Genomic DNA, 15,477 nt, shown 5'->3' with positions numbered 1-15,477 from the left:
TATGCCGCCGTCATCCCCTTCCTCTTCGTACGAGAGCCACTTCGAGCACTCCGCGCTCTTCGAGTTCAGCACCGTCATCAACGCTTCTCTCGACCTCCGGTTCATCCTCGGCCATATCCTGCTCACGCTGATGGGGAAATTGCTCTCCACCCGCGCGCTTGTGGCCCTGGCGCACGATGAGGGCCGCTACCGCGTGGAGATGACCAAGGGGCTGCCGGCCGGACTCGAGGGGAACGAGCTCATGATCAAGACGCTGCCATCGACCGTTGCCCATGTCGGACGCATGAGCGAGAAGCGCCATCCCTGGACCTCCTACTTTGCGGAGCACGAGCTCAGCATCCTGATCCCGCTCATGGCGTCGAAGAGGCCGATCGGCATCCTCGCGTTCAGCGCCCGGCAGGGTGACCGCGGACTCAAGAAGCAGGAAGAGACGTATCTCCGCTCGCTTGCCAGCATCTCGGCCACAGCGATCGAGAAGTGTCACATGATCGAGGAACTCGGCCTCGTGAACAGGAAACTGGACCGCAAGATCCAGGAGCTGAACACTCTCTTTGAGGTCGGCAAGGAATTCGGGGCAGTGCTCGATCCCGAAAAACTGGTCCGCCTGCTCGTGTTCTCTCTCCTCGGACAGGTCGGCGTGAACAGGTACCTGATCTGCCTGAAGGAGGGGAGTGACATGCGCATCGCGGCGTCCCGCATCGATGGCGCCACACCCCAACCGGAACTGCTCGCCGGATTGACAAGGATCCACGCCGGCGTGCATATCGAAGACATGATCGTGACCGGCGCGATCGATCCGCGGCCGGTGTTGCTCGCGCTCCGGTTGAAGGTCGCCGTGCCCATGGAGCTTCAGGGCCAAACGCGCGGTGTCCTCCTGCTCGGCGAGAAGTTGAACCGTGAACCGTTCACACCCGCGGATTTCGAGTTCCTGTCGGCACTGAGCAGCCTCGCGATCATTGCGCTCGAGAACGCACGCCTCTTCCAGCAGGCCATCGAGAAACAGAAGATGGAGGATGAGCTTGCGATCGCCCGTGAGATCCAGAAAGGGCTGTTGCCCAGCATCCTCCCGGCATTGCCGGGTTTCGAGCTGGCCGCGGCGAATTTTTCGTCGAAGCAGGTGGGCGGCGACTACTATGATGCGATCCCGCTGGACGACCACCGGTTGATCCTCGCTATCGGCGATGTGTCCGGGAAAGGAACGCCCGCGTCGCTGCTGATGGCGAACATTCAGGCAACGATCCGTGCGCTGGTGCCGTTGGATCTGCCTCTGACCGATCTCACGGCCCGGGTGAACAATCTCATGTGCCCGAATACAGGCGGGAGCAGATTTGTCACGTTCTTCTGGGGGTGCCTTGATCATGCGCGTCGTGTCTTCACGTATGTGAATGCCGGGCACAATCATCCGTATCTCCTGCACGCCGACGGTTCGGTCGACCGCCTGGACAAGGGTGGCATGATCCTGGGGGTGATGGAGACGACGATGCCGTATGAGGAGGGGAGCGCCGAGTTGACCGAGGGAGATGTGCTGGTCCTCTTCACAGACGGCGTGAGCGAGGCGATGAATGCCGCCAGCGAGGAGTACGGTGAGGAGCGCCTCGAAGCGGTGATCCGTAAGGCCGCAGGGTGGGGGGCGCAGGGTTTGATCGACATCATCCATCAGGACATCATCGCGCACGCTCATGGCGCTCCGCAGTCGGACGATATCACGATGATGGTCATGCGGGTCGTGCCTACCTGATCTTCTTCTTTTCTCTCGTTCGCTTCTCCTTTCCCCCCTCATTGCAATTCCGCTGAATTTATCGTAATTTCTGTTATTGCACACGAACAACTCCGGCCATGTCCGACGATCCCGTCATCCATCCCGTCCGCCTCTCGCGCAAAGCGCTGGAGCGCCATTTTGATGGCTTTGTGACGAGCCTCCGGAAAGCGACCCCCGAGACCCGCGGCACCTATTCACGGGCATTGCGGGAGTTCGTCCGGTGGTTCCCGGCCGACGGGAGTTTCCGGTTCCGCATCGCCGATGTCCGCAAGTACAAGCGTCACCTCGAAGTCCGCAAGAAGCTCTCCGCGGTCAGCGTCTCCACCTATCTCACCGCGTTCCGCCGTTTTTGTGATCATCTCGTGCACCGCGGCGTCCTGAAAGAGAACCCCGGGAAGTTTGTCGGGGGGAACAGCCGGCCTACATCGCATTCTCGCGACTATCTCACCCCCGAGGACATCCGGGCGGTCATGTCCGCCGTTGTCCCGGCCGGACTGCGCGGGGCACGCGACCAGGCCATGATCCTGCTCATGCTCCGTTGCGCTCTGTCGGAGATCGAGCTGGTGCGGGCGGACTGTGCGGACCTCCATGCGGAAGGCGAAACATCGCGACTGATGGTGCAGGGAAAGGGAAGGACGAGCAAGGACGAGGCGGTCATCCTTCCCGCCGATGTCCGCGAGTCGTTGTTCCGGTATCTGGCGGCGCGCGGCCGTACCTCGCCGCAGGACCCGCTCTTTGCCAGTGAAGGAAACCGTACGCGCGGACAGCGCATGACGACACGGGGGATACGCGACAGGGTGAACCTCGGACTCACTGCGGCAGGAGTGAAGGGGGGAACGGTACGCCGGATCTCCCCGTTCTCGCTACGCCACACCGCGGCCCTCCTGATGGCACAGGAGGGGGCGACCGCGGAGGAGATCCGCCAACGCCTCCGGCTCGGCAGCAATGCCACGGCGGCATTGTACCTGCAGTACAAGAACAGCAATGATCCCCAGCAACCGACAAGCGAAAAGGAAGATCACGGTGCCTTACCCGTTCAGCACGATTGAAAAGAAGTGGCAGCAGTACTGGGACGATCACAAGACGTTCCGCACGGAACCCCTCTCCACGAAGCCCAAGCTGTTCGTCCTCGACATGTACCCCTATCCCTCCGGTGCGGGCCTGCATGTTGGCCACCCCGAAGGGTATACCGCCACTGATATCTTCACCCGCTACAAACGGATGCGCGGCTTCCATGTGATGCATCCCATGGGCTGGGATGCCTTCGGCCTGCCTGCCGAGCGTTACGCGATGCAGACGAACATCCATCCGCGCATCACCACCGAGAGGAACATCGATACCTTTCGCCGGCAGATCAAAATGCTCGGTTTGAGCTACGATTGGGACCGCGAAGTGGACACGACGGCGCCAGGCTATTACAAGTGGACGCAGTGGATCTTCCTCACGATCTACAACTCATGGTACGATCCGCAGAAGGATGCCGCCCGGCCGATCAGCGAACTCGAAGCAGCGCTCGCGAAGAACGGTTCCGCTGTTCTGCCGGCCGAGGAGCCTTTCACGGCCGCCCGGTGGAACGGGATGTCGCGGAAAGAGCAGCAGGACGTGCTGTCGCGCTACCGGCTGGCCTACGTGGCCGAGATCCCGGTGAACTGGTGTGAAGGGCTCGGTACCGTGCTCGCCAATGAAGAAGTGGACGAATGGGTGGAGAAGGGGTATACGGTCGAACGGCGCCCCATGAAGCAATGGATGATGCGCATCACCGCGTATGCCGACCGCCTGTTGCGCGATGCCGGCACGCTCGACTGGCCCTCCAGCACTCTGGAACAACAGCGCAATTGGATCGGCAGGTCGGAAGGTGCGGAGGTGGACTTCCCACTCGTTGGTGTGGAAGGTTCCATGCGCGTGTTCACGACGCGCCCCGATACCATCTTCGGGGCGACGTATATGGTCCTTGCGCCCGAGCACCCGCTCGTGGACCGTCTGACCACGGCTGCACAGAAGGCTGCGGTAGAAGGGTATCGCGAGCAGGCGAAACGGAAGAGCGAGCGTGACCGCGACATCGAACAGGACAAGACCGGCGTGTTCACCGGCGGGTTCGTGACCAACCCCGCGACGCGCACGCAGATCCCTGTCTGGATCGCGGACTATGTCCTCATGGGGTACGGCACCGGCGCCATCATGGCGGTACCGGCACACGACGAGCGCGATCATGCCTTCGCGAAGAAGTACGCGCTGCCGATCATCGAGGTCGTGACCGGCGGGGCCGATGTGCAGACGGGATCGCACACCGCAGACGGGAATGCCGTGAATTCCGCCAACGCCGAGATCTCCTTGAATGGACTCGGGACGGCCGAAGCCAAGTCGAAGATGATCTCGTGGCTCGTCCAGACGGGTATCGGCAAGGGGGTGGTGCAGTTCAAGCTCCGCGACTGGCTCTTCTCGCGCCAGCGCTACTGGGGCGAACCGATCCCCATCATCCATCTGTCCGATGGGTCGATGAAGGCCGTGCCCGAGAGCGCACTGCCGCTGTTGCTCCCCGATCTGAAGAAGTTCCAGCCCAGCGGGACCACCGAGTCGCCTCTGGCGCTTGCGACCGATTGGGTGCAGGTGGTCGACACGGAGACCGGCCTCGAAGGCCGCCGTGAGACGAACACCATGCCTCAATGGGCAGGGTCGTGCTGGTACTACCTCCGGTTCATCGATCCGGAGAATGACACGGTATTCTGTGACCCGGAACTGGAAAAGTACTGGATGCCCGTGGACCTCTACGTCGGCGGGTCCGAGCACGCGGTCCTGCACCTGATGTATGCGCGTTTCTGGCACAAGGTACTGTACGATCTCGGCCACGTGAGCACCGCGGAGCCGTTCATGAAGCTCCGCCACCAGGGGATCATCCTCGGTGAGGATAACCGCAAGATGTCGAAGTCGCGCGGCAACGTCGTGAATCCGGATGACGTGGTGCTCCGGTACGGCGCCGATGCCATGCGCCTGTTCGAGATGTTCATGGGGCCGCTGGAGGAGATGAAGCCCTGGAGCACCAACGGCGTGGAAGGGGTGTTCCGCTTCCTCAACCGTGTGTGGCGTCTGTTCGTCGATGACGAGGATGCGATCGATGCCCGGATCACACAGGTCCAGCCGTCCCCCGAGCTCGAGCGCGTGTTCCACACGACCATTCGCAAGGTGGGCGAGGATATCGAGGGGCTCCGGTTCAACACGGCGATCTCGCAGTTGATGATCTTCGTGAACGACATGATGAAGGAAGAGCAACGCCCCCGTGCCATGCTGGATCAGTTCATCCTGCTGGTCGCGCCGTTCGCCCCGCACCTGGCCGAAGAACTCTGGTCGCGGTTCGGTCACACCTCCAGCCTCTCCCACGAGCCCTGGCCGGTGTTCGATCCCGCAAAGATCGCCACCACCACCGTGGAGATCGTGCTCCAGGTGAACGGAAAGGTCCGTTCCAAGATGGAGGCCGCGGTCGCAATGGACGATGCCGCCCTGCAGGCGGCTGCCCTGGCGGACGATGTCGTGAAGCGGAACATCGAAGGGAAACAGGTGGTGCGTGTCATCATCGTGAAGAATAAACTCGTCAACATCGTGGTGCGGTGATCCCATGGAACGACTCTCGGTCGTCCTCGTGACCTACAATGAGGAGCGCAACATCGATCGGTGCCTGGGGTCCATGAGCTGGGCGGACGAGATCGTTGTGGTGGATTCGTTCAGCACGGACAGGACCCTCGAGCTGACGAAGAAGTACACCACGAAGATCTACCAGCACGAGTATCCCGGCACCAGCAAGCAGGTGGAGCGGGGGATCGGCTACGCAACGGGTGACTGGATCTTCGTCATCGATGCCGACGAGGAGATCTCGCCCGAGCTGCGTGCCGAGGTGGAACAGGTGCTGCGGCACGGGACGGACTGCGCCGGGTACACGTTCATCCGCAAGCCGAAGGCATTCGGGCAATGGATCGAACACGGCGGGTGGTTCCCGGATGTGCAGTTCCGGTTCTTCCGGCGGGACAGCTATTATCCCGAGCACCAGGAGATCCATGGCGGGTTCAACACGAAGGGGAAGAAGGGTGCGTTGAAGGGGTATCTCTACCATCACACGTATGAGACGATCTACGCATACGTGGAGAAGATGAACGAGTACACCTCCCTGCACGTGTCCAACAAGTTGAAGGACAATGCGCAGGTCGAAGTGCCCTGGCACAAGGTGCTCCTGAGTCCGCTCTCGCACTTCCTCCGCATGTTCCTCTCACGGAAGGGATATAAGGACGGCTTTCACGGCTTCGTCCTGGCGCTGCTGGATGCGAATTACGCGATGCTGCTCTATGCGAAGCTCTGGGAATACCGGATGCGCCAGCGGGACGGCAGCGGGCTTCTGCCGCCGACGACCAATGCTGAACTCAACGTTCTCAAGAAGAAAAACGCATGATGATCTATCGCCGGGTCCTCCGGTACCTCCGGCCGTACTGGTACAAACTGGCCGCCTCCATGGCATGCTCGATCATGTTCTCGATCTTCAGCGGCATGTCCATCTACCTCATCATCCCCCTGCTGGAGACCCTGTTCTTCAAGCCGGATGCGGCCGTGAAGGCGGCGCCGTCCGTGGCGGCTCCGGCGGTTTCGCTGATCCCGGGATGGTTGACGAACATGAAGGACTGGATCGCGCATGGATTCCAGCAGATGGTCTTTCGCGATACCCCTGCCGAGTCGCTGTTCAACATCTGTATCGTGGTGGTCGTGGCGTTCCTCTTCCGGAACGTCTTCAGTTACCTGCAATCCAATCTGATGATGGCGGTGGAGCAGGGATTGATCCGCGACCTCCGGAATGAGCTGTACCGGCATATTCACGCGCTGCCGCTCGCGTACTTCTCGAACGAACGGACCGGCAATCTGATCTCACGCATCATGAACGATGTGCCGGTGATCAATACGGGCATCTCCGCGACGTTCCAGACGCTGATCAAGGAACCGATGCTCATCATGGTCTACCTGACCATCACGCTGCTCATCAGCTGGAAGTTGACGCTCATCGCGTTCGTCGTGTTCCCGCTCGCCGTGGCCGTCATCGCCGGCATTGGCAAGCGGGTGCATCGGGAGTCGGGGCTGGTCCAGGAACGCATCGCCGATCTTACCTCCGTGCTTCATGAGACCATCTCGGGCGTGAAGGTGGTGAAGGCATTCGGGATGGAAGGGTTCGAGAACCGGAAGTTCGCCGCGGAAGGGCAGGGGTACCTCGACACGATCCTGCGGGTCACCCGCATCCGCAACCTGGCATCGCCCAGCACAGAATTTCTCAGCGCCGCGGCCGGTGCCGTGATCATCTGGTACGGCGGTATGCAGGTGCTCCAGCATGAGGCTCTGAAGGCCAGTGAGTTTCTCGGTTTTCTCTTCGCCATCTTCCAGCTCATGCCGCCGATCAAGGAACTCAGCGGGGTGAATAACCGCATCCAGGAAGCCACGGCGGCAGGGAAGCGCGTATTCGAGATCCTGGACACCGAGCCGGGCATCAAGGATCCCCCCGTACCGGTGCAGCTGGACGGCTTCAGGGATGCCATCGAGTTCAAGAAGGTCGCATTCCACTATGTCGAAGGCGATCCGGTCCTTGCGGACATCTCGTTCACGATCAAGAAGGGTGAGGTCGTGGCGATCGTCGGTCCCAGCGGCGCGGGGAAGTCCACGATCGTGGACCTTGTCCCCCGCTTCTACGACCCCATCGCAGGCGGGATCGAGATCGACGGGATCGACCTGCGCCAGATCCAGGTCAGTGCGCTGCGCGAGCATATCGGCATCGTGACCCAGGAGACGATCCTGTTCAATGATACGGTGCGAAACAACATCGCGTACGGGCTGGATGATTGTCCGCTGGAGCGGATCATTGCCGCGGCGAAGGCCGCCAATGCCCATGCATTCATCAGCCAGATGCCGAACGGCTACGAATCGCGCATCGGCGAGCGCGGCGTGAAGATCTCCGGGGGCGAACGTCAGAGGCTGGCGCTGGCCCGTGCCATTCTGAAGAACCCGCCGATCCTTATCCTTGACGAGGCGACCTCGGCGCTCGACACCGAGTCGGAGATCCTCGTCCAGGAGGCGATCGAACGCCTCATGAGCGGACGCACATCGATCGTCATCGCGCACCGCCTGTCCACGGTGCAGCATGCCGACCGCATCATTGTGGTCGAGGCCGGGCGGATCGTCGAAAGCGGGCGCCACGCCGATCTCGTCAAGAAAAAGGACGGATTGTACAAGAAGCTGTTCGATATGCAATTCAGGATCTAACGATGCGCGTTCTCCGGTACATGGTCACCGGCTCCCTGCTCATCTTCGCCGCGTCCTGCTACTTCTCGATCGCGGTGAACTCGCTGTCCCTCGGCCTGCTTGCGCTGTCGTGGGCCGGCGTGATGATCGGCGAGCGCCGCTGGTTGGCCCCGGCAACGCCGTACGATCTGTTCTTCCTCGCCTATGTCCTTGCCGAACTTGTGTCGACGGCGTTCTCGGTGAACCGCCCGCAGTCGCTCCTTTTTTCGAAGCGGTTGCTGCTTATCGCGATCGTTTACGCCATTGTTGCCAATATCACGTCCGTACGGGACCTCCGCCGGTTTTTCGTAGTGCTCACGGGGAGTGCGACGCTCGTGGCGCTCATTGGACTCGGGAAGCTCCTCTTCGAAGATGTTGTCCGTCTGGGGATCTTCCAGTTCTATATGACAACATCGGAGCTGATGATGATCACGCTCCTGATGGTCCTTCCCTTTGCCATCTTTCCGGGGACGCCCCGCAAGATACGCATGATCAGCCTTGCCGCCCTCGTCCCCCTGGGTATCGCCCTGTATGCCACCGTGACCCGCGGTGCGTATCTCGCAGTGATCGCGGGGGCATTGTTCATGGCCGTTGTGCGCAACCGCTGGCTCCTGATTCCTCTGGTGCTGATCGTGGTCCTCATCATCCTGTTCGCGCCGCCGTACGTCCAACAGCGGCTGGCCAGTATCGTGGATCCGGCACACCCCGAGAATGCCACGCGCATTGCCCTGTGGCAGACGGGGTGGACGATCTTCCAGCACTATCCTGTCGTGGGGGTGGGAGACATCGACCTGCGCGAACTCTACGACCAGTATACCACGGTCCGTAACCCGGAACACCATGGCCATCTGCACAATGTACCGCTGCAGGTGCTCGTGACGCTCGGGGCTGTCGGGTTCATCGCGCTGTACGCTCTGTTCGTCCGGATCGGCATCACGGAATGGAAGATCTATCGTGAAGCCCGGAGCGACTGGTTCCGCGGTTCGATCGCCCTGGGTGCCCTTGGTGTGTTCGTCGGATTTCACGTGATGGGCCTGACGGAATGGAGTTTCGGTGACCAGGAAGTGGTGATCCTCTTCTGGATCTCGGTGGCGCTTTCTCTTGTTGCCGGACGGTTGAACGGTACCGGGCCGGGTGCAGGGACAGGAGGAGAGGCCTGATGAGCAGGGTCACGGTCATCACACTCACCCTCAACGAGGCCCGGAATATCGGGCCGTGTCTGGAGAGCGTCCGCTGGGCGGATGAGATCCTCGTGATCGATTCCGGAAGCACGGACGATACCATCGACCGCGCCCGGGCTTTCTCTGCGCGCGTGCATGAGATCGAATGGAGGGGGTATGGCGCCGCCCGCAACTTCGCCCTGGAGAAGGCGACGGGGGAGTGGATCCTGTGGCTGGATGCGGATGAGCGGGTGACCCCGGAACTGGCGGCCGAGATCCAGCAGATCCTGCGCGATGATCCGGCCGGGATCGATGGGTACTCGATCGCACGCCGGGCGTATTTTCTCGGCCGGTGGATCCGGCACAGCGGCTGGTATCCGGGGCGCGTCACACGCCTGTTCCGCCGTGGCAAAGGGACCTTCAGCGAATCCCGTGTGCACGAGCAGTTGCGCCTCGAAGGGACGGTCGCGCACACGAAGCATGACCTGCTGCATCTCACGGACCCGGACCTTGCGCACTACATGCAGAAGTTCAACACCTACACCACGCTGGCGGCGCAGGATATGGTGGCGGCGGGCAGGAAGAGCGGCATGGGGGACCTGACCGTTCGTCCGGCCTTCCAGTTCTTCAAGATGTACATCCTCCGCCTCGGGATGCTGGACGGGTTGGAAGGGTTCATTCTTGCGGTGCTGTCGTCCGCCTATGTCTTCACGAAATACGCCAAGCTCTGGGAACTCACACGCGAACGGGGGCAAGGGAGGTCTTGATGGACGAAGCACAGAAATTCGGCCTGTTGTTCTCGCAGCTCATCATCATGCTGCACTCGGTCGGGATGCAACAGCTCGGCAGAACGGTCAATCCGGCGACCAACGTGGTGGCCAGGGACCTTGCTGCGGCCTCCAGCACGGTCGACCTGATCGCGATGCTCCGGTCGAAGACGATGGGGAATCTCTCCTCGCAGGAAGAGGCCCTGATCGATCAGGTGCTCGCGGAACTCCGTGAGGCATATGAAGAGGAAACGAGATCATGAAACTCGCCATCATCGGCAACCTCGACAAGCGGGGTGTTCCGGATGCGGTGGGAGTTCTCCTGGAGCGTTTGGAACGATCGTCCGCTTCGTTCGTCATCGACGAACGGGTCGCTGACCTGCTGGATGCCGCGGGGCGCCGCATTGCCGGCGCACACCGTCGTTCGTTGCAGCAATGTGTCGAAGAGGGGGAACTCCTCATCGCGTTCGGCGGTGACGGCACGATCCTCTCCGCGGCACGCGCGGTGGGTGCGCGGGCGACCCCGATCCTTGGCGTGAACCTCGGCAAGCTGGGGTTCCTTGCGGAACTCTCGCCGGAAGAGCTCCCGGCGGTGACGGACGACCTGCTTGCCGGGCGGTACGTGATCCAGGAACGGCTGGTCCTCGAAGCACGGGTGCCGGCTGTGCCGGGCGCCGTGACGCATGCCGTGAACGATATCGTGGTGGACAAAGCGCGGTCGTCGCGCCTCATCGATGTGCACACGCACATCGACGGCGCGTTTGCGGTGACCTACCGCGGCGATGGTCTCATCGTCTCGACCCCGACCGGCTCAACGGGCTATGCCCTGTCCAATAATGGCCCCATCGTGATCCCGACGTGTAACGTCATCGGCATCACGCCCATCGCCCCGCACACCCTGAGTGGCAGGCCGATCCTTGTGCCGGATACGAGCAGGATACGCATCGTCGTGGAATCGATGAGCACGGAAGTGTTGCTCTCCTCCGACGGCCAGGAAGAGGGGCTCTTGACCGCGCCGGTGGAAGTGGAGATCAGTAAGGCACCGTTCCCCGTGAGACTGGTGAAGCGGATGGATAGGTCGTACTTCGAAGTGTTGCGGGCGAAGCTGTTCTGGGGAGCAGACGCCCGGAGGGTCTAGTTGTTCAATGCCCCTTCACCGATCCAGGCCCGGATCCCATTGATCTGGTTCTGGTTCAGTGCTCTGCGGTTCAACGGCATCCGTTCGCCGATCCTTCCTTCGATACGCATGACCAGCGTGCTCTGATCGGGCTGGTTGCGGACGATCACCAGTGCACCCCCGTACATCAGGTTGTCGTAGTTCGTCAGGCGCAGGATGCTCGACTGCGAACCATCGCCGTGGCAACCGGTGAGGGCGCAGGTCTGGTTGAACAGCGGCTGCACATGCACCGCATAGCTCACGCCGGAGATCGGGAAGATGATGTTCGACGGGCTATCGCCGTCGATCGGGTTGTTCTCATCCTTGCAGCCGGAGGCGAGGGCCATCGCGGCAACCGCACACCAAAGAACGACTCTCCTCATCACAGTATCTGCTCCTTCGATTCTTTGGACAGGTACAACACCCCGCTCAGGTACGACGACACCACGTAGCTGTAGAAGATCGTGAAGAAGATGCCGACCAACAGGAGGAAGAGTCCGATCGAGGCGATCGACTGTATCCCGAGCGTGATCATGGCCACGACGATCGCATTCTGCCAGTTCCCGCGGAATTCGCGGATGACCGCCCCGACGTTCAGCGCGTCGCTGATGCTCTCCCGCTCCGCGAAGCGGTAGGCGATGATGGGCGCGAACAGGCTGATCGCGAGACTGTACGGGATCATGAGGAGGGTCATCGCGAAGATATAGATCGATACGAAGACGGGCATGGCATCGCCTTCATCACCCGTGGCGCCGGCCACGACGGCCATGATGAACACGGGGAGGAAGAGGATGAAAATGGGGATCAGGTACACGAAATAGGCCACGCAGAATTTGAAGCCGGTCACGATCTTGCCGCCGATGTCGTCCCAGTCGGGGAGGGTGGGTTCTTCACGCCGCATGACCCGCTGGGTGATCCGGATGAAATACCCGGCCAGGACGAAGATCCCCACGCCGAGCAAGCAGGCGAACATCCAGAGGACGCCGATCAGGGATTTGGTGAACCACCGGGGATCCTTGAAGTAGGCGGAAAACGCCTTGCCGAGGTCTTTCATAAGGTCTGTCTGCGCTCCCTTTCTTTTAGTATACGTAAGCGGGTTGCTGAAAGCAAGCCGGATTGGGCATCTTCAGTTGCATTTTTCCCTTCAGATGTGTATCTTTATAAGTGCTTTCGAAGAGACCGCTCCTTTTGTTTCGTCTCTTCCGGTGCAAATGTGCGACTGATGTTCCCATGGGGCTGTAGCTCAGCTGGGAGAGCGCGTGAATGGCATTCACGAGGTCAGGGGTTCGATCCCCCTCAGCTCCACAATAATTATCCATGATCCATGGATAATGGATAACTGATAATGAGGGACCGAAACCGGTCCCTTTTTTGTTATGGGTACATGACGAACGATACCGAAAGCCATCCTCCCATGTCCGCCCCCTCCGGTACACCCAACCGCCTCGCCACAGAGAAGAGCCCGTATCTCCTCCAGCACGCATACAACCCCGTGGATTGGTATCCGTGGGGGGAAGAAGCGTTTGCACAGGCGAAGGCCACGGAGCGCCCGATCTTCCTTTCGATCGGATATGCCACCTGCCACTGGTGCCACGTCATGGAACGCGAGTCGTTCGAGAACCCGGAGATCGCACGGCTGCTGAACACGCTGTTCGTCCCGATCAAAGTGGACCGCGAGGAGCGGCCGGACGTGGACCGTCTGTACATGGCCGCGCTGAATGCGCTGGGACACAATGGCGGGTGGCCGATGTCGATGTTCCTGACGCCTGACCTCACGCCGTTCTACGGAGGGACGTACTTTCCGCCGGAGAGCCGCCACGGCCGCGCGGGGTTCCCGCAAGTGCTGCGAAAGATCGCGGATCTCTGGAACACCGAGCGCCCGGCGATCGAAGCGTCGGCCACGTCCGTGGTGACCTATCTGCAAGAGGTCGCGGAGGCGAATGGCGGCACAGCTGTGGACCCTACAGCAGCAGCAACCCGTTGCCTCGAAGAGTTCGCGGGGATGTTCGATCATGCCGAGGGTGGCTTCGGCGGCGCGCCGAAATTCCCCCGGCCATCCGTCGTTCATTTTCTCACGCGGTACCATTACCGCACCGGCGATACGGAAGCACGTGCCATGGCGACGGAAACGCTCGACGCGATGGCGGCGGGCGGCGTGTATGATCACGTCGGAGGCGGATTTCACCGCTACGCGGTCGATGCCGCCTGGCGCGTACCCCACTTCGAGAAGATGCTCTACGATCAGGCGCAACTCGCGCTTGCCTACCTCGAGGTCCATCAGATCACGCGCTCGGCACACATGGCGGACGTCGTGCATGAAACGATCGGCTACGTTCTGCGCGACCTCACCGGTCCGGAAGGGGAATTCTACTCCGCGGAAGATGCCGACAGCGCCAGGCCCGGCGATCCGGCGGAACACGGTGAGGGCGCGTTCTACCTCTGGTCGATGGAGGAGATCCTCCGTGTGCTCGGCGACGATGCACATCCGTTCGTGTCACGGTATGGGATCGAGGCGGAAGGGAATGTGCCGTTCGATCCGGGCAACGAATTCACCGGCCTGAACATCCCCTACCGTCCTGCGTCCGATGAGGATGCAGGACGGTCAGTAGCTGAGGAGGGTCCGAATGACGTGCAGCGTCTCCAGCGGGCACGGCAGACACTTCTTCAGGTCCGCGGGGTACGGCCGCGCCCGTTGCGTGACGACAAGGTGCTCGTGGCGTGGAACGGCATGATGATCGCCGCCTGTGCGCGTGCCGGGGCCGTGCTCAACCAACCCGCCTACATCACTGCCGCGCAACGCGCAGCGACGTTTCTCCTCGACCGTTTGTATGATGCTGCCACGGGCACGCTCCTGCGCCGCTGGCGTGATGGCGAAGCGCGGTTCGCGGCCCATCTGGACGACCATATGTGGCTCGTCGACGGACTGCTCGAGCTGCACGCCGCTACGGGCGATCCCGCGTGGTTGGAGAATGCTGTGGCGGTTGGGAAGGCCGCACTGAAGAAGTTCGCCGATGAGCGGGGTGGCGGGTTCTTCGATACGGATGGTACGGACGGCTCCGTGCTGGTGCGGATGAAGGAACGACACGATGGGGCGGAGCCTTCCGGGAATGCGGTCGCTGCCCGGGTCCTGGTACGCCTCGCGGCGCTCACCGGGGGGGACGAGTGGGAGCGAGCCACCGATGGATTTGCGACGGCCTTCCAGCCGTGGCTGGAGAAGCAGCCATCGGTGATGCCGCTCATGACCGCAACGCTGCAGGGAATGGAAGGGAAGGGGTCGCAATTGGTGATCGTCGGGCCCTCCGGCCACGACGAGACCCGGGCAATGATGCGCGCCTACTGGACACGCTTCCTGCCGGATACCGTGGTGATCCTTGTCGACGACGCCCACAGGGAAGCACTCGGCCGGCTGGTGCCTTTCGCCGCGCATCTCCCTCTGATCGACGGAAAGCCGGCGGCGTACCTCTGTGAGGATTTCGCCTGCCGGCTTCCGGTGACTTCTGCTGATGACCTGGGTGGACTGCTTGATGCGCTGCGCGGGTAAGAGCCCCTACGCCGCGGTCGCCTCGCCCGTTGCCAGGTTGATGGTGTAGCTCTTGCTGCCGATCACCAGCGTTGCCTGCTGGTTGCCGAGGAATGTGACAGTACCATTGAACGAATAGATGTTGCCGGTACTGCTCTGGCCGTAGATGATCACTGCCGCCGATCCGCCGCTGACGCGTTTCGTGCTCTTGTCGATCAGCAACGCGGTCGTGGACACGGTGATGGTGCTCGTGAAGCTCACCTTGTTCCGGACCTTTGACGCTTGTGAGCCATAGCGGTTGTAGATGCCCGTGACGCTATACGCGGTGCCGGTCAGCAGGTTCGACACCTGGAATGATGCCGCGGCGGAGTCGTTGGACGACATCCGCGGTGTATCGTAGATACCCTTCATCGTGTATCCGAAGTCCAGCCGGTTCACATTCGCCAGCACGACAGAATACCTGAACGAGTAGGAATAACTGTAGGTCCCTACCCGTACGCGCGTGATGGTCGTGTCCCACATCGTGCCCGCTGAGGCATCAACCTTCCCGAGGGAACCACCGCCGGCGATCGTTGCGGCTTCTTCCAGTTGCGCTGTGAGTCCCGCGGTTGATTGGCTCCCGCCGAGGGTGCTGGCGAAGGTATCCGCGGCATCGTCGGCCGTGAGCACCACAGCATCCTCTGTTCCTACCGCCCCGTCATCTTTCTTGCATCCTCCGATCAGCAAGGCCGAAAGCCCGGCGATCAGCAGCCATCGATACTGGTGCCTCATTGTGTGCCCTTTCATACGTCCCTGTTCTCCCTGAGATGATGCAA

Annotated in this window: 13 protein-coding genes and 1 tRNA gene; 11 read left to right on the top strand and 3 right to left on the bottom strand. The window is 61.5% G+C overall.

Annotated features, from left to right (window positions below; genetic code table 11):
* Position 1 precedes the first annotated feature (1 nt).
* The 9 genes from IPI01_07245 (at position 2) to IPI01_07205 (ending at position 11,124) form a co-directional block, all read left to right on the top strand.
* A complete protein-coding gene (locus IPI01_07245; protein ID MBK7257587.1) occupies positions 2 to 1,738 on the top strand; it encodes a SpoIIE family protein phosphatase in 1,737 nt (578 codons plus the stop codon).
* Between the two features lie 98 nt (positions 1,739 to 1,836).
* A complete protein-coding gene (locus IPI01_07240) occupies positions 1,837 to 2,808 on the top strand; it encodes a tyrosine-type recombinase/integrase (GenBank protein MBK7257586.1) in 972 nt (323 codons plus the stop codon).
* Positions 2,783 to 5,365, top strand: a complete 2,583-nt coding sequence (locus IPI01_07235; protein MBK7257585.1) for a leucine--tRNA ligase — start codon at positions 2,783 to 2,785, stop codon at positions 5,363 to 5,365. The genes IPI01_07240 and IPI01_07235 overlap by 26 nt, the downstream gene beginning before the upstream one ends.
* A gap of 4 nt (positions 5,366 to 5,369) precedes the next feature.
* Positions 5,370 to 6,194, top strand: coding sequence for a glycosyltransferase family 2 protein (locus tag IPI01_07230; protein ID MBK7257584.1), 825 nt, complete (start codon positions 5,370 to 5,372; stop codon positions 6,192 to 6,194).
* Positions 6,191 to 8,041, top strand: a complete 1,851-nt coding sequence (locus IPI01_07225; GenBank protein ID MBK7257583.1) for an ABC transporter ATP-binding protein — start codon at positions 6,191 to 6,193, stop codon at positions 8,039 to 8,041. The genes IPI01_07230 and IPI01_07225 overlap by 4 nt, the downstream gene beginning before the upstream one ends.
* A gap of 2 nt (positions 8,042 to 8,043) precedes the next feature.
* Positions 8,044 to 9,219 carry an O-antigen ligase family protein gene (locus IPI01_07220; protein MBK7257582.1) on the top strand — a complete coding sequence of 392 codons (1,176 nt, stop codon included), beginning with the start codon at positions 8,044 to 8,046 and terminating at the stop codon, positions 9,217 to 9,219.
* Positions 9,219 to 9,986 (top strand): glycosyltransferase family 2 protein, encoded by a 768-nt coding sequence (locus IPI01_07215; GenBank protein MBK7257581.1) that lies wholly within the window; start codon positions 9,219 to 9,221, stop codon positions 9,984 to 9,986. Before IPI01_07220 ends, IPI01_07215 begins: the two co-directional genes overlap by 1 nt.
* Positions 9,986 to 10,249 carry a DUF1844 domain-containing protein gene (locus tag IPI01_07210; protein MBK7257580.1) on the top strand — a complete coding sequence of 88 codons (264 nt, stop codon included), beginning with the start codon at positions 9,986 to 9,988 and terminating at the stop codon, positions 10,247 to 10,249. The genes IPI01_07215 and IPI01_07210 overlap by 1 nt, the downstream gene beginning before the upstream one ends.
* Positions 10,246 to 11,124: an NAD(+)/NADH kinase gene (locus IPI01_07205; GenBank protein MBK7257579.1), complete on the top strand. Its 879-nt coding sequence runs from the start codon at positions 10,246 to 10,248 to the stop codon at positions 11,122 to 11,124. The genes IPI01_07210 and IPI01_07205 overlap by 4 nt, the downstream gene beginning before the upstream one ends.
* Here the strand turns inward: IPI01_07205 and IPI01_07200 are convergent.
* Positions 11,121 to 11,525, bottom strand: a complete 405-nt coding sequence (locus tag IPI01_07200) for a hypothetical protein (protein MBK7257578.1) — start codon at positions 11,523 to 11,525, stop codon at positions 11,121 to 11,123. The genes IPI01_07205 and IPI01_07200 overlap by 4 nt on opposite strands.
* A complete protein-coding gene (locus tag IPI01_07195) occupies positions 11,525 to 12,196 on the bottom strand; it encodes a DUF4013 domain-containing protein (GenBank protein ID MBK7257577.1) in 672 nt (223 codons plus the stop codon). Before IPI01_07195 ends, IPI01_07200 begins: the two co-directional genes overlap by 1 nt.
* Positions 12,197 to 12,374: 178 nt before the next feature.
* Between IPI01_07195 and IPI01_07190 the strand changes: the two genes are divergently transcribed.
* Positions 12,375 to 12,447, top strand: a tRNA-Ala gene (locus IPI01_07190).
* A gap of 109 nt (positions 12,448 to 12,556) precedes the next feature.
* Positions 12,557 to 14,683, top strand: a complete 2,127-nt coding sequence (locus tag IPI01_07185) for a thioredoxin domain-containing protein (protein ID MBK7257576.1) — start codon at positions 12,557 to 12,559, stop codon at positions 14,681 to 14,683.
* 6 nt (positions 14,684 to 14,689) lie between these two features.
* Here the strand turns inward: IPI01_07185 and IPI01_07180 are convergent, their stop codons facing one another.
* A complete protein-coding gene (locus tag IPI01_07180) occupies positions 14,690 to 15,448 on the bottom strand; it encodes a hypothetical protein (GenBank protein MBK7257575.1) in 759 nt (252 codons plus the stop codon).
* Positions 15,449 to 15,477: the final 29 nt, after the last annotated feature.

Source organism: Ignavibacteriota bacterium, from assembly GCA_016707525.1.
Taxonomy (GTDB): Bacteria; Bacteroidota; Ignavibacteria; order UBA10030; family UBA6906; genus JAGDMK01.
This window is presented reverse-complemented; position numbering and strand designations above follow the sequence as displayed.